Below are 24986 nucleotides of genomic sequence, written 5' to 3'. Positions count from 1 at the left end.
CTCCGATTAATAAGTGTAACCAACGAGGAGCTTAACTTCTTTTTGCTGTTTGCATTTTGCAGAGAAGACTTTTTCAAAGTCAGCAAACTCACCGTCTGAAAGCACGATACAGCCCATACTTCCTGGCACATTTGCATCTCGATGAATCAGCAGATCGCTGCGAGTGCCTCCATCCTTTGTTTTGACTTCAAATGGTGTAATTGGATAACCATTGCCTTCTACTCCCTTCACGTGTTTGAGGTTGACAGGATTGACTGCCACGGAGTAAAAAGGTAATGGCTGAGCCAGTTCATAAGTTGGGGGTAACACGCCACCGCGAACATTCCAATCTTTGACGCCTTGCTTGTCTGCGGTGCTGGTTGTTGCCACCCATCTGCCGACAATCCCTTGAGTTTCATCGATGAGGAATAGTCTTCCTTTGTTCAAAGGTTGTGTTTCATCTAGTGGCATGGTGAAAAATAAAAGCATACTCATACTTCTCCTTTTTGATTTGAATTTGAACTAACTGTGTTGTTGTTTTAACCGATGTCGGTTAAGTCGGTTTTCGGAAATTCGTAATTTGTAGGGGTTTGTACCCTGAATGAATTTGTTATTAATGTGTGATTAATGAATTTTTCATGACAAATTACGAATTACGAATTATTTAGATGTGTGCGATACGGCAGTCTAGCCGTTCAGCTTCGCCGATCGCTTACCCATAAATGACAAAGCCTGCAGCAGGAACCGTAATTTTCACAGACTTACCATTTTTAGCTTCAACAAGTACCTGTTGATTTACCTGTTCCTTATCAGTAGAGTAAACACAAGTCAACCGATCGCCCGAATTGTGCAGTTCGTTATCGATGGTGACCCAGGCTGTGCTTGGTTGTTCAAAGTCAGTATTAATAGCTAACAGCATTTCTTTGTTACTGAGAATACGTGACCAAGGAACAACAGAGCGTATTTGATTCCCAATCATTTTTGGGAAACCAAAGTTTTGTCCATCGCCAGAAATTGAGCGTAAGTATTGGCGACCGCGACACAAAACCAAATTATTTCTTCTAATTTCTAAAATCAAAGCCAGCTCTTGATACACCGGGTTATCTTCATTGAAAAAGTGTGCTTCTCGGCTTCTAAATGCTCCAAATTCACCACCGAACATGGCTTCTCGTAAATAGCGATCGCTACCCCCATTCCCATCAAAGCATTGTTCAGTTCCGTAATAAATACAAGGAATTCCCAAAGTCATTGCATTCAGCGCTAAAGCATTTAACACAACTTTTTCAGCATCTCGGTCAGCACAAAAGCGAGCCTTGTTTTGTCCCTTACGGACTTGGTCGTGGTCGTCGAACATAGTCACGACTTTGTCTCTAAACCAAACGTTTGATTCTTTCTGAATCAGCTTGGAATTACGGAACAGACCAAAGTAGTCCCCAGGGTTGCGATATCCTTTCACCATATACTCAAGTTTGTCAGGGATATCATCTATACCTAAAACAGCATTCAAACCTGTTTCTTCCAAAGTCTCAAATGCTCTTTTCCGACCTCCCGTAATTTCACCAACTAAAAAGAAATGTTCTTTACCAATACTTTGGGCAAACTCATGGATAGCCGCAGCAAAAAAGCGGGTAGCGCCTTTATCCATGTGTTTAACAGTATCAATGCGAAATCCATCTACATCTGCGTAAGCTATCCAAAATTTATACACTTCACAAAGATACTTGAGTGCTAGTGAAGGCTTGTAATTATCAAGAGTGCCTTCACCGTGATGGACATCTTTTAAATCGGAAAAATCACCCTCTAAATACTCTGGGTCGCCATCCCAGTTATCTATACGTCCTTTTTGCGTGTAGAAAGAAGGGTCTTGGAATTCAATTGGCCAAATAGCTCCATCCTCATCAACCCATGTTGTTGGAGCATTAGGGTCAGCTTTCTGAAATGGTATGGTAGGAAATCCCTTTTTATCGTTAAATCCCTTAACCTCATAAGGATTTCCATCCCAACGAGGATCAAGAACTCTGTTTCCACCTTCGTCCTGTGTCCAATAGCGGTTTGGAGCATAGCTAAACACATTACCAACGTGATTCAGGATAATATCCAAAATTACATATATGCCATTTGCATGAGCAGTTTTGACTAAATCTTGCAAATCTTCGCGGCTTCCAAAATTCGGTTCAACATCCAGAAAATTTTGAATGCCATAGCCGTGATAAGTTTCTTGAAAGCGTACTTGCTTAAAAATTGGGCTAATCCATATTGCTGTCACTCCCAAGCGCTTCAAATAACCGATTTTGCTTTTTAGTCCCTTGAGTTTACCGCCAGCATACTTAATTCCAGCTTCACGCCAACGGTTTGCATCAGCAGCAGTTTTGATGGCATTTCCACTATCTTCTTGGGTAAACATTGGAGTCGTGCGAGTGGGAGTTTTAGAAACTACATTTCCCTCAATGTCTTTGTATCCTATTTCTTGGTCATCAGAAAATCTGTCAAGCATCATAAAGTAGAAAACTTGGTCTTCCCAGGCGATAGGAGACGGATAAAAACCTTTTTGGGGTTTGAATGACTCAAGATCAATGAGCGATAATTGCTTCTCAACCATTTTGAAATTCTCTCAGTTTAATAAGAAATAACTACGTCGTACAAGTTTTAAAAACCTTTGGAAAGGATAGGACTTGACTCTTTCCCACCTCTTGTGAAAAGTTAGCTACATCTTTTACGTTATTTAATTGATGTACTCTACTTATTACTCTGGTGCTTGCAACCCTATTTATCTCAAAAACAATTTTTTTTTACAAAACTTTAATAATTGGCTCAAACTAATTAAACGTATTTCTTTGATTGCATGCATTCCTCTAAACAAGATAACAAATGCTCTAGAGGTTTGTACTAATGTTAAGTCTTCAACTCACACAAATCTCTGAATTCATAGCGAAATTTTTCTAAACTTCGCCGATAAAAGTTACTTAAAGTGGGAATGGGAATGCCCAACTCGTCTGAAATAGTTTTCCAGGATGTACCAGACCATCTTTTAATTGCTATTTCTTGAAAATTGGCTTTGGGATGGTTTATAATGTGTGTTTGTCTAAACATTCCTCTTGAATCTTTTTCTATATATTGTCTGATTTTTCTAAACTGGGATATACAATTCTCTTCATCATTTTCTATTGTCAAAGCTTCTAGATTTTCTAGAAAAGAATTTTCTAATTGAATTTCATTAGATTTACCAACTGTTTTGGGGATGGCTTCTTTAAAAAAACGCTGACTTAATAACATATTCACCCAAGTCATAAATTCACCACGTTGAGGATCGTATTTGTCAATATTTTTACAAAGATACAAAAATAGGTCTTGTACAGCCTCCTCATAAATATGTTCGTAAACTTTAGGAAACTGACCCTTATATGGGCGACACAGTTTACTCGAACGGTAAATACTGTCAATGAGCTTTGATAGAGCTATTCGTCTAGCCGTTGTACCTAAGGGATTCTGTTGGGCTTTTAAAGCTAACTCTTTAAGCTGTTGCTCGTTCATATAGCTCGTTCTCCTACAAAAGGTTATCGGACGGTTAACAAAGCTTTTATCTGAATGATTTTACAAAGTTTACAAAACTTTGCAGATGAATGTGTCAGAAGTCTTGGTTTAATGTTTGCGATCGCAAATTTTTCTAAAAGTCTTACAAGCCCTCCCTTACAAGGCAGCTATGCTGGAGGTTGAGGGCCAGAAGGTTGGTGTGATGGTCTATATTAAGATTGTTATGCCTTTTGCCTTTTCAATTCAACACTGCTTTAAGCGAAAGCATAATGCTGAATAAATTCCTTTGCGTTTAAGAACCGGACATTTACGGACTTCTACACATTTAAAATATCGTTTTCCAGAGAAATTAAAAAATTTTATGCAAAAATCCATGATAATAGTCAAAATTTACACCTACTGAAAAAATGTGCGCTTAAGTAGAAAAGCACGAATAAAAACTTCATGCTAATGGCACTATACGCTACATATATATAGGTTGAATTCGTGCTTAGCTATGCACTTGTAATACTTGAAGTATGCACGATTACACAATTCTCTCTTTATTAAGTTTTGTAAATAAATTGGAATTTTAGAGATAAATAGGGTTGTAGCAACCAGAGTAACAAGTGAAGCATCTCAATTGTTCTAAAACTTCAGACAGTCAATATCAAGACTGTGTTGACGATGGCAGTGGTAAAGCTTGTGAAAAATTTAACGAAACATCTAGAGAAAATGAATACTATCTTAGTAATTGATGAGAATTCTGAAAATAAAAATCTCTTAATGACATCCTTGAAGACAGCAGGGTTTGAGGTGATTGACACAGAGGATGGTCTTGTTCATGTTCGTCTACCACAGGAGAAATTATCTGGTATTGAGGAGAACCAAGAATTAAAGGCTTCTCAGTCCATCTTTCCTTCCATTCCCCGCCTTAATAAAGTCTTTCAGTTTATTGAATTGAATTACCACCAACCTATTAAGCTAGACGATGTTGCTAAAGAAGTCGGTTATGCCTCAGCTTATTTATCCAACTTAATGCGTCATCTTACAGGAAAAACCATAATTGATTGGGTGATCGAGCGTCGCATGGCAGAAGCACGTGTCTTGCTTTTAAAAACTAACAAATCGGTTAAGCAAATTGCTTTAGAAGTAGGCTATCAAAATACCAATCTTTTCTACTATCAGTTTCGCGATCGCCACAATTCTACTCCTCTAGTTTGGAGAAAGGCACAGCGTTTTCAACTAGAAAAGAGCCAGAAAAATGAGTTTTAACGATTCTGGATATGTGTATTTTGTCAGGGAACTTAAGGGGGATTTTGCAGCTAAATAAAGCACGATCTAAAGTTTAAGACTCGAACCAAGATCGACATCTAAAAATATTTCACTAATATTTCTTGATGACTCTAAATATATTTCACTCAATCAAAAATATTCTATTGCATAATTAATCTTAGGAAGTCAAAAAAAATAAATTCAGTCACAAATAATAAACCAGCTAAATTTTTTAAAGAATTAGCTATTGAGCTAGAGCGGACATCGCTAATACTAATCTTTTTCCTTGCGATCGCCTAGTTTTTCAAACACAATCAATGACTGACTGAATGACTCATATCATTTCTCAACATTAAGAGGTTTTCAACCGTGAATCGTAACTTTATCTATCGCATTGTAGAACTGACTAATGCTCAACGCCGTCAAACAGGTTTGCCAGAACTGAGATTTAACCCCGTGTTAGCAGCAGCAGCACAAAAACATAGTGTAGACATGGCATTGGAAGATTTTTTCAGTCACAGCAGCCCAGATGGCAACAAGGTTTCAGATCGCGCCAAAGCTGAAGGTTACCCTTCAACCTTTGTCGGTGAGAACATTTATGCAGGTGGTTCTACCCCAGAAGATACTTTCAAAGGATGGATGAACAGTGAAGGACATCGGAAAAACATTCTGAGTCCTGACTACAAGGAAATCGGAGTTGGTTATTACTTTTTAGCTAACGATACAGGCGATGTTAATTACAAACATTACTGGACACAATGCTTTGGCAGCCCTTAATAAAGTGAAACCCAACAAATGTTTGTAAATGTTGGGTTTCGTTCCTCAACCCAACCTACTATTTTAAGAGGTTATTTACCATGAGCCGAGAATTTATCAATCGCGTTGTAGAACTTACAAATGTTGAACGCCAGAGAGCAGGTTTACCACCAGTGAGACTCAATGGTCGGTTAGCAGCTGCGGCTGAAAAACACAGCGTAGACATGGCAATGCGAGACTATTTCAATCACACCGGAGAAGATGGTTCATCTCCATTTGACCGCATAAAAGCTACAGGTTATCGATTTTCCCGTGCTGCGGAAAACATTTATGCAGGTGGTTCTACTCCAGAAGATGCTGTCAAGGGTTGGATGAACAGCCCAGGACATCGGCAAAACATTCTGAATCGAGATTACAAGGAAATTGGGGTTGGTTATTACTTCTTAGCAAAGGATAACGGTCAAGTTAATTACAAGCATTACTGGACACAAGTTTTCGGTACATCTTTGTAAGTTATGTCTAATGATTGGGGCGGGTACTAGTTACCACACTTTAACGACTACTGCGTCCCTTTACTCAAAAAATTTCGCTAGAACAGGAATCATTTAACTATGTCTCAATTTCTTGGTGTTGCTTTTCAGCCTTATGTTGGTCGCTGGACTGGAACGCCTCCAAATGCGACGACTCCGTGGTGGAATTCTTACAGCGTGCAAGATATTGTCCGGATGCTTGAGGTCATTGCACCTAAGTTCAACAAAATCTGTACATATGGAATGGGGTATGCTGGCTATCACCAACCTACGACACCTTGGGATCGAGTAGATTCTAACTGTCGTGTTGCTCTTGCTGCGGCTGAGTTGAATAAGCAAAGAGGTAGAGTTGTTATTGAGGTGGCTCAAGGCATTTATCAGCAACTGCCAAACGCTGCACTGCAACAGGCAGAAATCGAAGCTGCTTTTTCTGCAGCTAAGGCAGCGAATGCTGTTTATCCTAACACGGTGACTTCTTTGGTTTTCACAAATGAGTATGTGGTTAACGTAGAGACAACCAATGCTGTTAATGCCATGATTGTGAGTCACAAGCAGAAAGCACGCGATCTGAATGTCAAAGTGGGCGTGCGATCGCATACTTTTGGAGAAATCGCCAATCCTCACAGCCATTTTCACAACGAGTTGAAAACCCTCATTCAGAACTGCGATTTTATCCTTTGCAATCTTTATCCGGCGGCAAATACAGCCACTCCTCAACAAGGTGTAAATGGAGTAGCGCAAGCGTTTAATACCATTAAAACATCTGTTGCTGCAATCAATCCGCGATGCAAAATTATGATAGGCGAGACTGGATGGTCTTCGCAAGGGATTAGTTTTAACAACACGGTTAATAACGTAAAAAATCTGCTTGCATATTACGAGGCGATTGACAAGTGGGCATTTGAGCAGCAAGTCACTACTTATCTTTTTGAGGCATTTGACGAACCTTGGAAAAGTAACCAAAACGCTCAAGTTCCTCCAGAAAACCCCTGGTCTGGACCTAACGGTGCTGAGGGACACTACGGTTTGTGGTATCTCAATGACCGAGGGGAGTATACGGAGAAAAGGGCATAACTTAATGCGGCTTCTGGTCTTTTGACAACTTAATTCTTAAAAGGGAAAAAATTATGACAGCAGCCCAAGCATCTAGTCAAACTTATACCGTCCAACCTGGAGACACGCTATTTTTGATAGCCCAAAAAGTCTACGGGGATGGCAATCGCTGGCGTGAAATTTATGAAGCTAATCGTGGTGTAATAGGAAGTACTCCCGAACAAATTCAAGTAGGGATGGTACTTGTGATTCCAGGGCTTGGTCAACCTAATCCCAATCCCTCTAACACATTAAATGTAGAAGCTACGTTCTATAGTAGGGAAGAAACACAAGGACATCCGCCTGCAACAGGCGTACATGGAGTGACATTGCAAGAAGCCCTGAACGGTAGAGGGCGCATACAGTGTGCTGTAGATCCAAACGTTATTCCCCTACTAAAAGAGTTCACCATAATACTATGGGATGGTCGGCGGGTTCCTGCATCTGCATTGGATAAAGGTACGGCAATCATCGGTAATAGGATTGATATTTTTGTCGATACTATCCAAGAGGCAATTAATTTAGGTAGAAAACCAGTTCAGGTAATTCTTTAAGCAGACATTAACATCGACACTCAATAATTCCTGAACTAAAGAATTATTTTCTGTTCCACAAAATTCAACTTTTCAAAGGAGAAAATCATGGCAGCTGGTCAAAATTATACTGTTCAATCAGGAGATACACTGTTTTTGATAGCCCAAAAATTTTACGGAGATGGTAATCGTTGGCGTGAAATTTATGAAGCTAATCGCGGTGTCATAGGAGGTAGTCCCGAACAACTTCAAGTGGGGATGGTACTTGTTATTCCTGGCTCCGGTGGAAATCCTGGTTCGGGTAGGGGAAATTTCCCAGCTATGCTAGAAGCGCTGGGAGCATTTGAATCAGGGTTTCCATCAGGAGATCCAAGACAGTACACCTCTGAAAACTCCCTCGGTTTCATGGGTAAGTATCAATTTGGAGAACCGTTACTGATTGACCTTGGCTACTACAAAGCTGATGTTTTTTATGGAAACGGTGCTGACAAGAACTACTGGCGGGGTGCTTGGACGGGAAAGAGAGGTATTAATAGTAAAGAACAATTCCAAAAGTCCCGTGAAGTGCAAGAAGCTGCAATCCGTGAGGCTTTTAATCTCAACTTGCAACGTATTAACAATACGCTTGGAGCGCAAGGACAGTCTCTCAACAACTACCTCGGTCAGCAAAAGACATATAACGATAGAGGGGTGTCAAAAACAGTTACTCTTACCCTTTCCGGTATTTTAGCTGGAGCACATTTGAGTGGTCCTTTTGGACTCGCTAATCTTTTGTTGAAAAACGAAGTTCCTCATGATGAATTTGGGACTTCTATGCTCCGGTATGTGGAAGAATATGGCGGTTACAATGTTTCGCCTGCTGATTTCTCTTAAAACGGTAAGCTGTTGTGCTTTTACAGTAGTTTTTACCTAAATGTACCACACCGTTCGTAAGGGCGCAATGCCTTGCGCCCCTAAGACTGTGTCTGAAAATTGCTGTAATGTGTCACAGCCAGCACAAGCTTACAAAATTCCGCCATGAAAAAAATCGATGAGGAAAAAATCATGACTATCATTGAAGACACAAACAACTTCGACGGGTTGCTTAAGAGCGATGATGTTCGTACAGGCTTTATCTCTGGAGAAACTTTTAAGAATAAGCCAGTCCAGTACTCTGTTGTCGATGGATTAGCCATCTTCGAGGGCTGCATCGTCCTTGGTACTGTAGAAGAAATGGAGCAGAAAACTGCTGCTATCCTCGCTGGAGAAGATATTGAAGAGGATGAGGCTTCACGTGGTGTGTTTATCCCAGGAAAGCAGTTTCGCTGGCCTAATGGTATTGTGCCATACGAAATCGATCCCAGCCTCCCGAAGCAAGAACGGGTCAGAGATGCGATCGCTCACTGGCAACAAAACACCATCATCAGGTTTGTGCAGCGAACAAACAGCAATGCGAATCAACATCCGAACTACATTCGCTTCCGACCTGGTAACGGCTGCTCATCTCGCGTAGGTATGCAGGGGGGCGAGCAACATATTACTTTAGGCGATGGTTGCTCTACAGGTGCAGCCGTCCACGAAATTGGTCATGCCTTGGGACTTTGGCACGAGCAAAGCCGAGAGGACAGAGATAGACACATTCAGATTCATTGGCAGAATATTGAGTCTTCTCACGTGCATAACTTTAACCAACACATTACCGACGGTGATGACCATGCCTCGTATGATTATGACTCAATTATGCACTACGGAGCAACGGCGTTTTCTAAAAACGGTCAACCAACAATTACGACTGTTTCACCTGGAAAATCTATCGGGCAAAGGAAGTCTCTGAGCAGGGGTGACATAGATACCATTCATTTTCTCTATCAAGGGACAACTTCTCAATCGCGTCCTTACACTATACGACAGGGAGACACGCTCTTTATTATTGCCGAACGAGAGCTAAAAGATGGTAACCGTTGGCGTGAAATTATGAAAACACTAAATGGAGGTTCTTTTACAGAACAAGAAGCTGGCAATTTGCAGCCCGGTCAGGTAGTTTATCTTCCTTTAAACTAGGCATGGAACTGGGGAAGAAGGATTTTTATCTGTTCTGGTAACGAATTAGCAATCCTATTTGATAGGTAAAATTTATTAACCGCAAAGACGCAAAGAGCGCGAAGAAAAGAGAGAAGAAGGAATTTTACAAATGTTTAGGATTGCTAAATTCTATTTTCTGATTAACGAAAATGTCATCAAATAATGCGCTATCTCTCGTAAAAGGCGAAATTCTTTTTGGTGAAGAGATAAATACTTTCTCTGGAGCCACAGTCAATGTATACCTTGAAGATGTGACTGATGTAGATGCTTCATCCAGGATTGTTGCCAAACAAGTCATTCCTGATGTTTCTCATCAGATAGGAACTCAAAATCGGATAGAATTTGCCCTTAAAAGCCAAATTGTAGATATGTGTGCGAGTTACTCAATACGCGTACATGTCTCTCTTCATGGAAATGAGCAAATCCAACGTGGAGACTACATCACTATGGAGAGTTATCCAGTTCTTACCTTTGAGTATCCACTTCAGGTCTCAGTGCGCGTGCGAGAGGTGAAGTAGCATGACCGAATAATTCGTATTAGAGCGAAGCGATTTTACTGGATGTTGGTTTTGAACGAAATGCTTTATTTAAGTTATGAAAAGTAAAAAATTTTCATCTTTCTTGTCTGGAATTTGTACCACTCTGTTGATGGTATCACTTTCACTATTGCTCTTTTTCATCAATCCTCAAGGAGCGATCGCGCAAGATTCGTCAGCTACAAACCATACCACTCGATTATCAATTACCAATCAATGTGACTTTCCCGTATGGATGGCAACAATACCTAACGCCAATATAGCTCCTCTATCGGATGGTACTGTTAAACTTTCCAAAGGTCAATCGCACGATTACTCCATACCCAGTAACGGTTGGGCTGGAAGATTTTGGCCAAAAGTGGGTTGTGACTCTAATGGTATGAACTGCACTGCGGGAGAAGCAATACCACCGTGTCCTCCTTCCGGTTGTCAGCCTCCAGCCGATACTAAAGTTGAAATTAACTTTCCAAATCTGTCTTCCACAGAACAAGCTTGGTATAATATCAGCTTAGTAGATGGCTACAGCATTCCTCTTGAGATTAAACCCAGAGGAGGGGAATCTGGTTCCTGTATAACAACGAATTGCAATCTTTCTCTTAATAGCTGTCCTCAGAATGAAACACAGGGTTTAGGGGATCTTCGAGTCTTCAATCAAGGTAAAGCCGTACAATGCTTGTCTCCGTGTAAAAGATGGAACTATCCTTCTCCTTTTGGTTTAGGAAAGCCTGAAACTGAAGCACCAGGTATCGATCTATGTTGTCCATACGATGATGTCGAACGGTGTCGCAGAGGACCAGTTGTAGGAACAAATTTTGTCCGGACTGTACGCCAAGTTTGTCCTACTGCTTATAGCTATGCTTACGACGATGTAAACGGATTGCATAGTTGTCCAACACAAAAAAGCTTTGATGTAACGTTATGTCCGGTAGGACGTTAATGCTCTGTCAGACGTTGCTAAATAACAGTATGAATTGCCCTCATCCCCAACCCTTCTCCCAAGGGAGAAAAGAGCTAGAATTCTTGTCCCCTCTCCCTTTGGGAGAGGGCTAGGGCGAGGGCTAATCTTGCAGGCTTAACTAGAATTCATACATTAACTAAAGTTTTAGCTGCCTAATTTTAATAAGTTAAAACTTTATCTTCTCTTCTTTTGTAGAAACAAAAAACAATTGTTCGAGGTGTTATTATGGCTCAGATGGAAATTTTTTCGGATGCAAATTTCGTCGGTTCGGCTTCAGGTGTACTTACAGATTTAACAAGTGCCTACGTTGGAGATTTTTGGAACGACAAAATCTCATCAATTAAAGTCTACTCCGGTACTTGGCAGTTCTTTGAGCACACTAACTTCCAGGGAAGAAATTTTCAACTTCAACCTGGTGAATACTTTTATGTAGGCGATGCTGTAAATGATACTATTTCCTCCTTTAAACCGATTACTGAAACTTCGACTTTTGCTGAAGAGATTTTAAATGCTCATAACAAGTACAGAGCCGAAGTAAGAGTTCAGCCACTGCAATGGTCAAACGATTTAGCAGCAAGTGCTCAACAGTGGGCAAATCATTTGGCTCAAACTGGGAAGTTTGAACACAGCAGATCTGGAGAAAACCTTGCTCTTGGTACTACTGGTGCTTTTTCTGTCACTCAATTAGTAGATATGTGGGGTAATGAAAAGCAACACTTTAGAAACGGTAGTTTCCCCAATGTCTCCAGTACTGGGAATTGGCAAGATGTGGGTCATTACACTCAAGTTGTTTGGAGAAACACAACTTCTGTTGGGGGTGGTTTAGCCCGTGGAAATGGCAGAGATATTCTGGTTTGTCACTACAATCCGGTAGGTAACTTTTCGGGACAACCTGTTTTCTAATGATATTCAGCAAATGCTTCATACTCCCGAACAAATTCAAGTGCAATCCCTATGACTAAGAACATTTATGCACTATTAGTTGGCATTGACAACTATCATCCTGACTCAAGTCCAAGCGTGCGATCGCTCACAGGTTGTCTCAACGACATTAAAGCAATAGAAACATACTTGCGAGATAGAATTTCCTTTGAAAGTGAATGGACACTTGTGGAATCTACAGATGTGCCGTGGATTCTTACCAACGAACAAGCGACTCGTCAAGCAATTATTAACGGTTTTCAACAACACCTGTGCAAGGCAGATAGTGATGATGTCGTGCTATTTTACTATGCAGGTCACGGTTCCCAACAAAAAGTACCATTTGCTTTTTCTCATCTAGAACCAGATAATTATAATGAAACGTTAATTTGCTATGACAGCCGCACAAAAGATAGCTGGGATATCACAGATAAGGAATTGGCATATTTGATTTCTCAAGTGTCAAAGAACAATCCACATACTGTTGTTATTTTGGATTGCTGTCATTCCGGTACTGGGACAAGAGACTTAGAAATAGTACGTCAGGCTCCTGGTGATGAACGTCAACGCCCTTGGGATAGCTTGATTTTTGCCAATGACTCAGTTGCATTAGAGGAATTGGCTTCTTTAAAGAACCAAGATAAGAAGATGAAATTCCAGGGATTTCAGGGGAAACATATTGCGATCGTCGCCTGTCGTTCTGATGAAAAAGCGAAGGAGTATACCGGAGAAAATGGTCAACCGCGAGGAGCTTTTTCCTATTTCCTCACAGAAGCCTTGAAAAAAACGAAGGGTGGTATATCCTATCGAGATTTGGTTAGGAATGTGAGTGCTTTAGTCATTGCTCAACTCAAGGAACAGTCACCGCAAATTGAAGCAACCGACTCAGAAGAACTCAACCAACCTTTCCTGGGTGGTGCTATTGGCGAACGCTCTCAATACTTTACTTTAAGCTATAATACCAAGCATAAAAGTTGGGTCATTGACAGTGGCGCTTTGCACGGTATTCCAAAATCATCTAAAGGTGGAGATACCTTGTTAGCGATTTTTCCCGTAGGAAGCAAAGCTGAGGAACTACACCAATTAACCAATGCGATCGCAGAAGCTAAAGTGACTCAAGTACTACCACAGATGAGTCAAGTGGAGATTATCCGCGATAGTGGCTTGTCTCAAAATCAAGCCTATTGGGCAGTTGTTACAAGTTTACCACTGGCTCCATTAAAAGTCTATATTCAGGGTGATACGGGAGAAGAAACAGGAGTAGAACTGGCTCGCCAAGCCCATAAAGAAGCAGGTCTCAATAAAAACCCTTCGTTGTATGTAGATGTGGTGGGATCTCCTCAGGATGCATATTGCACCCTATCAGCTGACAACGGTCAATACTGGATTACAAAAGATGACCGTCTTCTAGTTGCTCCCATTCCAGAACAACCAGATAGGGTAGGTTATACAAGCGATCGCGCCTCGGAAGCTATTCAACGGTTAGAACATATTGCTCGGTGGAACAATATTCTGACTCTGGAAAGCCCAGCCACAAGTTTCATTAAGCCAGATTTAGTGGAGATGTCCATTCAAATCCTTTTTGGACAAGATGTTTCTGCTTCTTTTGATGGTGATTTAGAAAAACGGGTGCAATACACGTATGAAGACGGTGAATGGAAACCGCCAGTCATACAAGTCAAACTGACTAACAACAGTTCAAGAACACTCTACTGCAATGTACTAGAACTCTCAGAAAGTTACGGTATCTATCTGCCCTTCTTTGAAGAAAGAAGTAGTATCAGTATCCCAGCCTACGCAAGTCTCGAAGGTGAGAATGAATTTTTCATACCGGATGATTTCTTAAAACGAGGAATCACTGAGTATAAAGAGATATTTAAGCTGATTGTCAGCACCGCAGAGTTTGACGCGGGTTTGTTAGAACAAGATGGGCTGAATCCACCACCACAAACTCGTTCGCTGGGACTACTTGACAGTATTTTCAATCTTGTATTGGAGCGGGTGAACACTCGTGAAGCAAGTCATTTAAGCAGAAACCTGGATGATTGGATGACAAAGAACATTGCGGTGACAATTGTTTATCCGCAAGATGCTATCCAAATTCAGCCCAACAGTCAGAACGCGCAATGGCGTGTAGCGATCGTCTAAGAGCGAGGCGCTGTGTCTGTCTAAATGAAGAACATTTTTCATCAACTAATCAAGAGGTAAACAAATGAAAGAACTTATCAGCGAAAACATTTTTGAAGACATCAAAATCTGTATAGAAATCCCACCAGATATGTCTGAAGAAGCGCAAAAAATAGCGTTTGAAGAGAACCCACTCAACGCAGAGGCGATCGATAATTCATCAGAGAGAATAGCGCTAATCACCGGGAAAAAATGGCAACCCGGTCGCACTTTGCGCGTTCGTTTTTTAGATGGTGACCCTGTCGTTCAGACGAAAATTGTAGCCATAGCGCAACAGTGGACTCAATACGCCAACATCAAGTTGGTTTTTGGAAATGACCCCGATGCTGAGATTCGCATCTCATTGCAACCAGGAGGCTCTTGGTCATATCTTGGTACCGATGCATTAACAATTGCAAAAAACCAGCCCACAATGAACTATGGATGGTTAAAACCAGATTCATCTGACCAAGAATATATGGGAGTAGTGCTTCATGAATTTGGCCATGCTCTCGGTTGCATCCACGAACACCAGCACCCACAGGCTGGAATTCCTTGGAATCGGGATGCTGTTTACAGTTACTATATGGGTCCACCTAACAATTGGAGTAAAGAAACGGTAGACCAAAATATTTTCCAACGGTTTGGTACTGACAGCACACAATTTTCCCAGTATGACAAAGAGTCAATTATGCATTACTCAATTTCTAAAGACTTAACACTTGGAGGCTTTGAAGTCCCTTGGAATAATCAACTCTCAGCCACAGATAAAAATTTCATGCGTCAAATGTACCCAGGGAGAGCGGTAGGGTCAGGTAGGGTAGTAATTTACTCAGACAGTAACTTTCAGGGAAGAAGCCAAGAACTAGAACCAGGCAGATATGATGTCAATCAAGTTGCTATTGGAAATGACCACTTAAGTTCGTTAAAAGTGCCGTCAGGGCTTCGAGTCATCCTCTACGAACACGCTGGATTTCAAGGCAGATCTAAGGTTTTTACATCTGACACGCCCTATGTTGGCGATGACTTTAACGATTTCACCTCCTCCCTTGAGATACAAGTTGCATAAATTGGGTTGAAGTAAGGGCGCAATACCTTGCGCCCCTATGGCTATGGTCTATTTAGGGACTTCCAAATAAAAAAATCTCCCAAAATTTCTTGTGGTGCGGGCGTCCCCGCCCGCCACTAGCATAGGACGGGCGAGGACGCCCATCCCACAAGATGGATAATTTATTTCTTGGAAGTCCCTTACCTGAACATGGCTGTAATATCATGTTCAGCTAATGACTTATAAATTAATTGGTTTGTAGTTGCGCTGTCTTCGCATGCATCGCAACTACAAACTTAGTATAAATGTTCATCCGAACATAATATAACTGCGTGTCAGTACTTTGTAAGTTGCAGATTGTTTGCTTATAGTGCTACTTTAGAACCAAAAAGGTTCAATTTGCTTCTTAGACTCAACTATGTCAAGCGATTATTCGAGAGAGCAGTCGCCAACCGAAAACAAGAAACAGATAAAAATGAGTGACACCAATGAACCATAGCTAGAAGAACGATTAAAAGCAAGACTTTACAGAACGCAAGAAGGAAAAAAACAATGGTCAGCAGCTTTAAAGAACTGATTGACGAACCAGAACTAGACCTTGCAGAAGACCCAGAGGAGCGATTGACAAAAAGTGGTTTAAGTTGGCAAGCATATGAAGCAATACTAGCCAGACTAGAGGATAACTCTCATTACCGTGTCACCTACTTAGATGGAATATTAGAAATTGTGTCGCCCTCAATCAGACATGAGAATATAAAAACAAATTTAGGTATGTTGCTAGAGCGTTTTTTCTACAGCAAACGCATTCGTTTTGTACCGATGGGAAGTTCCACTTTCAAAAACAAAGCTAGAATTGCTGGAGCGGAACCAGATGAATGTTATTGCATAGGAGAAGCAAAAAAAGTACCAGACTTAGCCATAGAAGTCGTTGTGACGAGTGGTAACATAAGAAAATTAGAGGTTTACCGACGCTTAGGAGTTTCAGAAGTTTGGTTCTGGGAGAGATATCAATTTAAGTTGTACCACTTACGGGACAATCCAGAAGCTCCTCTAGCCACTGTTTACCTTGATACCTATGGATACGAGCAAATAAAGTCAAGCGAGTTTTTGCCGCAGTTAGATATTTCCTTAATAGAACAATGCATCTCGATTTCCGACTCCATTCAAGCAATTGATGAATTTGAGCGAAACATTAATAAGGAGTAAGTGGCGCAAGACGGAGCTTTTGCATCACCAAAGCGATACGCCTTTAGGCGTTAAGCTCCGCTTATCGCACTCATGAGCCACTCCATGGAGAGAATATTATTAAATGCAAACTTGTGTTCTAGAACTCGATAAGCAATCCAAAGTTCGCCTAAAGCTAACTGACCACTGCGCCAATGTTATGCTCTACAGCACTTTGACCATGACCACAGATAGTTATAGTTATGTCAGTCAATTGGTGTGAGAATAAGCTTGTAACTCTTTCTAGTACTGGCAATCAACCGATTGAACATACACACTGAGGGGCATATGTCTACACCTTAGAGAACTGTACCGTAAGTATTTGAGTTAATAACGAAAAACCACCAGCTTTCTACACTGGTGGTTTTACTTTCTAGAATTATTCACTTAACCGTTACTGATAAATAAATCAGTCCATATAAGTAAAAAAGGAAGATGTGACCGCACCTACCTTTTTAATGCTCTATGTCTTTATTTTTATTGCATCTACCTTATTTTAACGTTGGTAATAAAGTGGACAGATTTTAATAGTTCCCTGTTTAGAGAACTGTCTACAGCTAATTATTTAAACTGAGCCATCTTTATTTAGTCCAAGCCTGTACATTGTATTTCCAAACACAAAGGAGATGAGAATTCCCCTTTTTATAGGCTTTATTGAAATCTTGGATTAGTCGCTCCAAAGCTAATTTAAAGGCTCCAATTAAAAAGTTACGCAACTTATTTTTAAATGATTCCTAATGCCTTTCCCAATTCCGAACTGTTTGAACTTGCTCTTCTGTGAGATTTTTGGCAGTGCTAAGCTTGGCACCACTGAGATTGGCATTGCTGAGGTCAGCACGACTGAGGTTGGCTTTGTTGAGGTTGGCATCACTGAGGTTGGCATTGCAGAGCTTGGCATTACTGAGATCAACACCACTGAGGTTGGCATTGCAGAGCTTAGCACCACTGAGGTTAGCATTGCTGAGGTCAGCACCACCGAGGTTAGCATTGCTGAGGTCGGCATCACCGAGGTTAGCATTGCTGAGGTCGGCACAACCGAGGTTAGCATTGCTGAGGTCGGCACCACTGAGGTTAGCATTGCTGAGGTCAGCTTTCTCTAAATGAATCTCCTTTAAGTCTACTTGTTCAGCTGACAGTGCTGCCAGAGATATTTTTTGTCTATTGAGGTCTTCGAGAGCTTGTTTCCTTGCACCGCTAACCGTTTCACCTTTAGCTAAATGTATTATCTGCCATGCTTGGTACTGCTCTTGCTTTTTTCGCTGTGGTGCTTCCCAAAGCCATCGTCCAACATACCAAAAGCCAGCAATGAGAATACCTTTTTCTATAAGTATTAAAATACCATTTTTTATTAATTCGTTTTGTTTTACTGGTGTGACTTCTTTAAAGAACCAGGAATACCATGCTAGTACTGACCATTTAACTACTGGGTATTGGGGGAGAAGCTCTTTATTTTTACGATAAATTTTAAATAACTCTCGGTAGTTGTGGGTATTTTTTTTTAACTTTACTGCTTCCTTTTGTAATGTATACTCACGAACAAGTGGGTCATTTTCGCTATAAACTTTTGCTAAACTTTGACGTAACTCCTCTAAGTCTTGTAAGCCTTGTGAATCTTGGGATGCTTTAACTAAAGCAGCATTATTATATTTTTGAGCATCAAGACAACGACCTATATAAAATATCAGTACTATAGCTATTGAACCTGAAAGAATCCATACTTTCTGCTTTTCCCATAGTTCACCTGCGAGATCTCCAGCTTGGTTGACTTGGTTTAAGCGTTCCTTTGTCTGGCTTTGGAATTCTTGCCAGCGTATGGCTGCTTGTTGCCGAAGTTTATCTAAGTCAATACCCATAAAGTAAAATTTTTTAAAGCTAATGAAGAACAATCTGATATGAGAAACACAACCAAGATGCGAGCGCAAATCCCGAATAATGACATTACCTTCACTATTGGTATATCCCTTCCTTGTACAAAATTACCGTTCTTGAATTTTACCGTTATTGGCATATTGGTAGTTTTTATAGGTAATCTTCTGGCGGGAACAGAGGAGCCATAAAACAACTTTGATAGTTTTCGGAGATGTCTGTTAAATTTACTTAGAGAGGTAGTCCGAACACATCCAATCATCTGTATCCTCCAGTCGAACTCTGTACCAACGTTCTCCGCACCTCTCTGTACTTTTCTCAATTTTCATATCAAGAATAGTGAGAGGAGTCCCAGTTGGCACTTTCCTTCGTATGGCTGCTTTAGTAAGTGCATCATCCAAAAATGTATCGCGAACGTTACGATCGCTACATCAGGGGCTATGCTCAACAAGTTATTACTTCCGCCGCTCATGATGAAAAGGCGATCAATGCTCTTTGCTGTCTGCTTCAGTCCCAATGGTAAGGCGATAAGCACTCTTTCAGCTTGCGCCGAAGTGATACGGCAGTATAGCCGTTAGCGCTTACGCGATCGCAACCCCTACCCAAATCAAATAAATTTGATGCAGAAATATCACTTTTATAATGTTAGTCAGGTACTTGATATACAGGTGCTGGTTTGGGCTGAATAATTCTTGCTGTAATCTTGGGAATAGCAGGCTGGTTACAAAGTAGATGATGTAAATTATCAATTTCTTGGCTATTATCAATCCCATTATTATATGGATAATCTTTCATCGGCAATTCCCCAGCTTTACTTAAAAATATCGCTGCATAGGGGTACTTTGCACGCAAATTTTTGAAGGTATTTACATCTTCACAGAGAATGTCTTTTTCCTCAGTTATGGCAGATGTACCAATAATGAGCTTACTGGTAATATTTCGCTCGTCAATCTTATGAAGAGATTTACCATCTTCAGTGATCGTAAATTCACACCCCTTCTGTCCAATAATCCAGTAAAGCTTAGGAACATTGGAAGTATCGTTAGCCTGTTCATCTGGAATTTTTACCGATACATATAGATGATGTTTTTTAGCTTTCTGCTTGTACTCAGCAACAATGTTTTCTATTCTTTCTGGTTGCTGGCTTATTCCTGGACTTGAATTAACTTTGATAACGATCCAAATAGCAAGGAGCAAAGCTGTAGTTACAGCAGCGATAATAGCAATCGAATCAAATTGATATTTTACAGTCGGTGTGATATTATCTTTTTCTGATTGACTGCGTTGTGTTGAAGTCTTAGCAACTACTTGAAATGGTTCAAATTCTGTAAGTGCCAAAAGATCGGCAGTTCTATTGAGTATCAGTGAGAAAGATTGTGATGAAATTACTGATGGAGGATCGCTGCACTCCCAAAAACGGCAATAATACTTAGTTAGATACTGATGAGCTTTTTCGATGTTTTCATTAGTTACAGCAAGATCATCCATTTCCTTAAAAACAATACCTTCTATGAGATAAATTTCTCGACCGAATGTGTCTTTAAGTATCTCCTCTCCACCTTCAGGATGAATATCTTTTTCTATCGCTTTCACAACTCGAAAAACAATAGTAAAGTTTCCTACTTTTGACCCTTGAACTTTCCGAAGAATGGCGTGTCCTGGCTCAGTTAAATCCCCATCTGCTACTCTAGCCAGTAACTTAGTTATCCCAGCATCACAGATAAAATCAGGAGCGACTACGGTTCTGTAATCAATAACTCGATTGCGACTTACTAGAAAAGGCCAAACTTTAATACTCATACTCCTGCTCCTCTTAAATCTGATGCGGGAAAGTCTTTAACAAGTTTTTCCTGAATACCTTTAAAAACCTCAACTGCATAACTGAGGGCAGTTTCCTCGTTTTCCACTTTTTTCAAAGACTCTTTTTGCAAACGACGCAGCCTTTCTGTTTCTTTAGCAGCTTCGTCTTCTTTTTTAGCAATTTCTTCTCGTTTTCTTTGGGCATTTCTTTCAACGTAATGTACCGTCTTTTCAGTCAGATCAATAACTTTTTGTAAGGTATTATTATTGATTTTTTGTTTGTCAGGTAAAATTTGGCGGATTACTGTAGCAGAGAAGGGCACTGTCTTCGCCACAACCTGATTCATTTTGTCTAAAATATTAACATCTGGTTTAACTTGAGTAGGCTTTTGACGAATTTTACCTTGTTCTCCTTTTAACTCACTAATCTCGCTGTCAAAATGGCTTTGCATTCCATCTACCAAAACACAGGCTAGCGGCACTTCTACATGAAAAGGACTTGGAATTACGCCAGGGTTTTTTTGCATTCGCCCATCAGGTTGTAGGGTGGCAAAATGCATACCTATAGAACTTACAGGAATCAAGCGAATTGGACAACCTGCTTCTTTTCTATTGCTAACTATACGCTGAAATTCAGGCACTTTTTCTAGTAGACGGTTTCGCACTGCTAATAGCGAGTAATTACTTTCTACTAAATCCCATTTACTAATAATGAAGTGAACTGGAGTATCCCTTTTACAGCCATTTAGCTGGCGCATAATTATGGGTAAATCTTTTTGTAGTAACGCTCCAACATCTCCTTGGTTAAGGTCTGTAGCCTGCATGAAGGAAAGTATCTTTACGCCATCTAAAATGACCAAAACTGCATCTGCATTGGGTACTTCTTTGTGAAAGTCAAAACTATTGTCTTCTTCTTCCTCTGCTGCTAAATCTGTGAGTAAACCACCTGCATAGTCAATATAGGTAAATTGGCATACTGGGTACTTAGATAAGTTCGGAGCATTTACGCAGCAAGTGAAAGTCCACTTAGCTATTTCGCCCCTTGTTCCTCTAGGCCATGTTTCTCCGCTAGCTAATTCCCAGTAGATATTAGTCAAAAGCTTCTCTTTTTGACTATCTTCAACCTCTAAAAAGAATCCTAAATCTCCTGGTGTTGATAGTTGCTTGAACATACTTGCTAAAAATACGGTTTTACCTGCGCCTGAGGAACCCAAAGTAATAATTTTGTAGTTTTTGAGCATAACTTGTCACCTTTGAGATTTTGATAGTTCACTACGACAGTCTAAAGTCAGACTTAGGAAAGTCTATACCAAACTTATTTTGAATACATAAGAAGCTATTAAGCGAATGTTGCAAAGCTGTCTGTTCGTTTTTAACTTGTTTGATGGAGGCATCTCGTTTTTGCCGCAGGTCTTCTGACCTTTTAGCAGTAGCTTCTTCTTGCTCTTGACCTCCAAAACCCATTGACCCTAACAAAAGTTCTAATACATACATAACTAGACCTAAATCTGCAAATCCTAGAATGACAAATCCTATATTCAGCATGGGCTTTATCCATCTTGCTATATTAGACAAAATATTTCGTCTTTCTAATTTGTTTTGTTGATTTATGAGTTCACTAAACTCAGCTTTAAATAAATCTGGTACAATACAAGCTATAGGTACTTCAAGCAAAAAAGGGCATGGTCTTTCACCAGTTTTTTTCATACTCCCATCGGCTTGAGGAGTTGCAAAATTTGAACCGACAGAACTTACTGGAATGAGTCTAACTAGAGAACCTCGATCTTTACGGTTTCGGATGAATTTTTTAAACTCAGGTATTGCCAGGAGATGCTCACGCACTTGTTCTAGTGAAAATTCCTGTTCAATTAAATCCCATTTACTAATTACAAAATGAATGGGTACTCTACAACTATGCATCCATTTCAGAAGGCTGGGCAAATCTTTTTTCAGAAAAATTTCTGTATTTGTCTGGTTATTATCTTTCATCAATGAATAAAGTTTTTGACCATCTAAAATACACAAAATTACGTCAGTTTGCTTGATTAGTGCTTCAAGTTCTTCGTCTTCTTCCACATCAGTAAGGCGTCCTCCAGCATAGTCAAAGTAGGTAAATTTGCAGGCAGAATAATTATTAAGATTAGGTGTCTGGACGCGGCAGGTAAAAGTCCACTCAGATACCTCTCCGAATCGTGTTCCCTGCGGCCAGTCATCTCCAGTAACTATCTTGGTATAGATGTAATCGAGCAGTTTTTCATTTTGCTTTGCCTCAACCTCAAGGTAAAAACCATGCTTTCCTGGGATTGATAGCTCCTTAAACATACTTGCCAAGAATACAGTTTTTCCTGCACCTGATGCTCCTAGAGTCATTATTTTGTAAGTTTTCATTTATCTCTCCAAAAATAATTAAGATTGATTTGAGGTTGCTTTACAAAAACTTGTCGGGTAACAGAAGTGGCAGAAAGTTTTTTATTCTCTACATTCTTTTTTAACTCCTATGTCTAATGTAAAATGTTTTTAGACTCGTGTTCAATTAGCTTACATTCTTCTCAAAACTATTTTTTATCCATACTTAGAAATTCATAAAAGCTTTACTGGATAGTTCTGTTTTTTTTAAATTCCGCGCATTCCTCTAAATGAGAAAATAAATTTTCTAGAGGCTGTAATTGACTAATAGGTAGATAGTTCACTGTTATTTCTTGGACAAATCCTAATAACTTAGCTTCGCGTAAATTTTTACTTATTTGTACAGCAACATAGCCAATTCTATTTGAGTGAACTTCTGGTGGTACGTAGACAAAGTGTGCATTTTCTAAAACAGGGCGACATTCTAATTTACCTAAACCTTCAATCTGTAAATCTGCCACATTCATAAGAGTTTGCTGTACTGAATTCCAACTATCACTAGCTTCTATATCCGTCTCAAATCCCATACATTCTAGATAAAAATTTACGAAGGATATAGATAAGATATTGAGTAAAACTTGCTGTTTTTTTTCAGGTTTAGCTTGTTGTTGTGACCATTTTTCAGCCAGTCTACGGGAAACTGGAGATATAAAACTAGTAAATGTAGAGAGGGTTTCTATCGAAATCATAAATTCCATGCACCAATGTTAAGCTTTTAACTCACATAAATTCTTGAGTTTATTTAGTTAGATTTACTAACTATTTTGGAAACAGCTTCTAGAAAAAAACGTTGACTTAATAACATATTCACCCAAGTTATAAATTCACCATATTGGGAATCGTATTGGTCAATATTTTTACAAAGATACAAAAATAGGTCTTGTACAGCCTCCTCATAAATATATTCGTATTCAGGAAACTGACCCTTATATGGGTGGCAAAGTTTGCTCGAACGGTAAATACCATCAACGAGCTTTGATAGAGCTATTCGTCTAGCCTTTGTACCTAAGGAATACTGTTGGGCTTTTAAAGCTAACTCTTTAAGCTGTTGCTCATTCATATAGATCGTTCTCCTACAAAAGGTTATCGGACTGTCAACAAAGCTTTTATCTGAATTATTTTGAATAATTTACAAAAGTTTACATATAAATTTGTTAAAGGTCTTGGTTTATTGTTTGCGATCGCAAATTTTTCTAAAAGCCTTACTTCAACACTGCTTTAGGCGAAAGCGTGATGTTGAATAAATATATAAATTTTAGGATGTGTTTCTTAGGTGTGTAGAGAAGTTAGAATTATTTACTAACAGTCACGGAAACCGTAAAAGCACCAATATTGTCTTCATACCAGGCATTCCAGTTTTTATTTCTGGAGATTTTGCTCCAATTTTTTAATCTTCTCGTGTATTGCTCCTTAACCTTTTCAAGCCGTTTCTTTTCTGACCAAGAATTAGAATCTTCCCCATTTAAGATGGCTTGATTTTGAGCTTTTTCCAAGTAGTATCTAAAATTTTCATCATCAACCCCAATCCCACTTTTGAGCGGTGGAGCATACGTGTCCTGACTTTCAGGCGATAACCAAATGTCATTTACTGTAAGAACTAGTTCACCATCCGTTTTCACCTCAAAATTATGACCGTCTTTGACAGGTACTATATCCTCTGGTTTTACTTGCCCGTTTTTCGAGTCCCTGACTGCTGCTAACAACATTCCATATCCATAGTAAGCATCGTTTTTATCTGACAATAGTTTATCTTTACTACGATCTTTCGGACGCTCATGTTGACGCATACTTCCTATGGGGCCAACCCAACCTGAATTCGGAGCATCTGTTTGTACTGCCTCAATAAGCTTGTTTAACGAGGTATGCACGCGTCCGCTTGCTGTGATCTTGACTTTATCTTTAGATTTGACTTGAATTCCTGTGCTAACCCAAGGAGTATTTTCATCTCCTCCAACAGGACTGAGTAGAATAATTGCATCCTGTTTGTTCCCTCTTTTTAGAGTAAAAGTACCTGCTTTTGTTGTCACTTCAATTTGCTCAGGACGCATGAAATAAAGAGTGAGTGACATCACTGTCCCCACAACAATAATCAAGAGTCCTGTAAGGAGTAAGCCATGTTTGCTTCTTAAGAGAAAAGATATAACTTCCAACCAATTACTGAATGTAGGTATACTATGTTGGTTCTGGGTTGGTGCTTGTTGATCTAAAGCACCCTCCTGACCTGATGGATCGTCATTATCGATGGGCATGCTAGTCATTTATTTCTCCGTATACACTAGAAATTGATTATTTTGGTATTTGGAGACACGCGGTGCGGTTATCACT

At 39.9% G+C, this 24986-nt stretch carries 24 protein-coding genes; 14 read left to right on the top strand and 10 right to left on the bottom strand.

Annotated elements, in window-relative coordinates; all coding sequences use genetic code 11:
* Positions 1-6: 6 nt before the first annotated feature.
* The 3 genes from WA1_RS20175 to WA1_RS20165 form a co-directional block, all read right to left on the bottom strand.
* Positions 7-474 (bottom strand): hypothetical protein, encoded by a 468-nt coding sequence (locus WA1_RS20175; RefSeq protein ID WP_272819184.1) that lies wholly within the window; start codon positions 472-474, stop codon positions 7-9.
* Between the two features lie 217 nt (positions 475-691).
* Positions 692-2578, bottom strand: a complete 1887-nt coding sequence (locus WA1_RS20170; RefSeq protein WP_066612927.1) for an alpha-amylase family glycosyl hydrolase — start codon at positions 2576-2578, stop codon at positions 692-694.
* Positions 2579-2871: 293 nt separating this feature from the next.
* Complete coding sequence (locus WA1_RS20165; RefSeq protein ID WP_017741740.1) at positions 2872-3510, bottom strand: sigma-70 RNA polymerase sigma factor region 4 domain-containing protein; 639 nt, start codon at positions 3508-3510, stop codon at positions 2872-2874.
* A gap of 54 nt (positions 3511-3564) precedes the next feature.
* On the opposite strand from WA1_RS20165, the gene WA1_RS60005 reads away from it, so the two are divergent.
* From WA1_RS60005 to WA1_RS20100, 14 genes are all read left to right on the top strand, one after another.
* On the top strand, positions 3565-3693 hold the full coding sequence (locus WA1_RS60005) for a hypothetical protein (RefSeq protein ID WP_017741741.1): 129 nt from the start codon (positions 3565-3567) through the stop codon (positions 3691-3693).
* A 531-nt stretch (positions 3694-4224) separates the two neighbouring features.
* Positions 4225-4764, top strand: a complete 540-nt coding sequence (locus WA1_RS20160) for a helix-turn-helix transcriptional regulator (protein ID WP_026134475.1) — start codon at positions 4225-4227, stop codon at positions 4762-4764.
* Between the two features lie 369 nt (positions 4765-5133).
* Positions 5134-5541: a CAP domain-containing protein gene (locus tag WA1_RS20155; RefSeq protein WP_017741743.1), complete on the top strand. Its 408-nt coding sequence runs from the start codon at positions 5134-5136 to the stop codon at positions 5539-5541.
* A gap of 80 nt (positions 5542-5621) precedes the next feature.
* Positions 5622-6032: a CAP domain-containing protein gene (locus WA1_RS20150; RefSeq protein WP_017741744.1), complete on the top strand. Its 411-nt coding sequence runs from the start codon at positions 5622-5624 to the stop codon at positions 6030-6032.
* 99 nt (positions 6033-6131) lie between these two features.
* Entirely contained in the window at positions 6132-7124 is a 993-nt protein-coding gene (locus tag WA1_RS20145; RefSeq protein WP_017741745.1) for a glycosyl hydrolase family 17 protein, read from the top strand.
* Positions 7125-7177: 53 nt separating this feature from the next.
* Complete coding sequence (locus WA1_RS20140) at positions 7178-7696, top strand: LysM peptidoglycan-binding domain-containing protein (protein WP_017741746.1); 519 nt, start codon at positions 7178-7180, stop codon at positions 7694-7696.
* 87 nt (positions 7697-7783) lie between these two features.
* On the top strand, positions 7784-8548 hold the full coding sequence (locus WA1_RS20135) for a LysM peptidoglycan-binding domain-containing protein (protein ID WP_017741747.1): 765 nt from the start codon (positions 7784-7786) through the stop codon (positions 8546-8548).
* Between the two features lie 171 nt (positions 8549-8719).
* Positions 8720-9715 (top strand): Dot/Icm T4SS effector Zinc-dependent metalloprotease LegP, encoded by a 996-nt coding sequence (legP, locus tag WA1_RS20130; RefSeq protein WP_148662726.1) that lies wholly within the window; start codon positions 8720-8722, stop codon positions 9713-9715.
* 170 nt (positions 9716-9885) lie between these two features.
* Entirely contained in the window at positions 9886-10254 is a 369-nt protein-coding gene (locus WA1_RS20125; protein ID WP_017741749.1) for a YbaY family lipoprotein, read from the top strand.
* A 76-nt stretch (positions 10255-10330) separates the two neighbouring features.
* Positions 10331-11209: a thaumatin family protein gene (locus WA1_RS20120; protein WP_017741750.1), complete on the top strand. Its 879-nt coding sequence runs from the start codon at positions 10331-10333 to the stop codon at positions 11207-11209.
* A gap of 246 nt (positions 11210-11455) precedes the next feature.
* Complete coding sequence (locus WA1_RS20115; protein ID WP_017741751.1) at positions 11456-12133, top strand: CAP domain-containing protein; 678 nt, start codon at positions 11456-11458, stop codon at positions 12131-12133.
* Between the two features lie 51 nt (positions 12134-12184).
* Positions 12185-14299: a caspase family protein gene (locus tag WA1_RS20110; protein WP_017741752.1), complete on the top strand. Its 2115-nt coding sequence runs from the start codon at positions 12185-12187 to the stop codon at positions 14297-14299.
* A 64-nt stretch (positions 14300-14363) separates the two neighbouring features.
* A complete protein-coding gene (locus WA1_RS20105) occupies positions 14364-15386 on the top strand; it encodes a M12 family metallopeptidase (protein ID WP_017741753.1) in 1023 nt (340 codons plus the stop codon).
* A 531-nt stretch (positions 15387-15917) separates the two neighbouring features.
* On the top strand, positions 15918-16571 hold the full coding sequence (locus WA1_RS20100; RefSeq protein WP_017741754.1) for a Uma2 family endonuclease: 654 nt from the start codon (positions 15918-15920) through the stop codon (positions 16569-16571).
* 752 nt (positions 16572-17323) lie between these two features.
* Here the strand turns inward: WA1_RS20100 and WA1_RS20095 are convergent.
* The 7 genes from WA1_RS20095 to WA1_RS20060 all read right to left on the bottom strand — a co-directional run bounded on the left by WA1_RS20095 (position 17324) and on the right by WA1_RS20060 (position 24919).
* Entirely contained in the window at positions 17324-18442 is a 1119-nt protein-coding gene (locus tag WA1_RS20095) for a pentapeptide repeat-containing protein (protein WP_017741755.1), read from the bottom strand.
* Between the two features lie 658 nt (positions 18443-19100).
* Complete coding sequence (locus WA1_RS20085) at positions 19101-20255, bottom strand: hypothetical protein (protein WP_017741757.1); 1155 nt, start codon at positions 20253-20255, stop codon at positions 19101-19103.
* Positions 20252-21496 (bottom strand): hypothetical protein, encoded by a 1245-nt coding sequence (locus WA1_RS20080; protein WP_017741758.1) that lies wholly within the window; start codon positions 21494-21496, stop codon positions 20252-20254. Before WA1_RS20080 ends, WA1_RS20085 begins: the two co-directional genes overlap by 4 nt.
* Positions 21497-21527: 31 nt before the next feature.
* Positions 21528-22643: a P-loop NTPase family protein gene (locus WA1_RS20075; RefSeq protein WP_017741759.1), complete on the bottom strand. Its 1116-nt coding sequence runs from the start codon at positions 22641-22643 to the stop codon at positions 21528-21530.
* Between the two features lie 203 nt (positions 22644-22846).
* Positions 22847-23359 carry a DUF1822 family protein gene (locus WA1_RS20070; protein ID WP_017741760.1) on the bottom strand — a complete coding sequence of 171 codons (513 nt, stop codon included), beginning with the start codon at positions 23357-23359 and terminating at the stop codon, positions 22847-22849.
* A gap of 44 nt (positions 23360-23403) precedes the next feature.
* A complete protein-coding gene (locus tag WA1_RS20065) occupies positions 23404-23721 on the bottom strand; it encodes a hypothetical protein (protein WP_017741761.1) in 318 nt (105 codons plus the stop codon).
* A 232-nt stretch (positions 23722-23953) separates the two neighbouring features.
* The gene (locus WA1_RS20060; protein ID WP_017741762.1) at positions 23954-24919 is read right to left on the bottom strand and encodes a hypothetical protein; all 966 of its coding nucleotides are present in this window, start codon (positions 24917-24919) and stop codon (positions 23954-23956) included.
* Between the last annotated feature and the right edge of the window lie 67 nt (positions 24920-24986).

This window comes from Scytonema hofmannii PCC 7110, from assembly GCF_000346485.2.
In the GTDB taxonomy this organism is placed as follows: Bacteria; Cyanobacteriota; Cyanobacteriia; order Cyanobacteriales; family Nostocaceae; genus Scytonema; species Scytonema hofmannii.
This window is presented reverse-complemented; position numbering and strand designations above follow the sequence as displayed.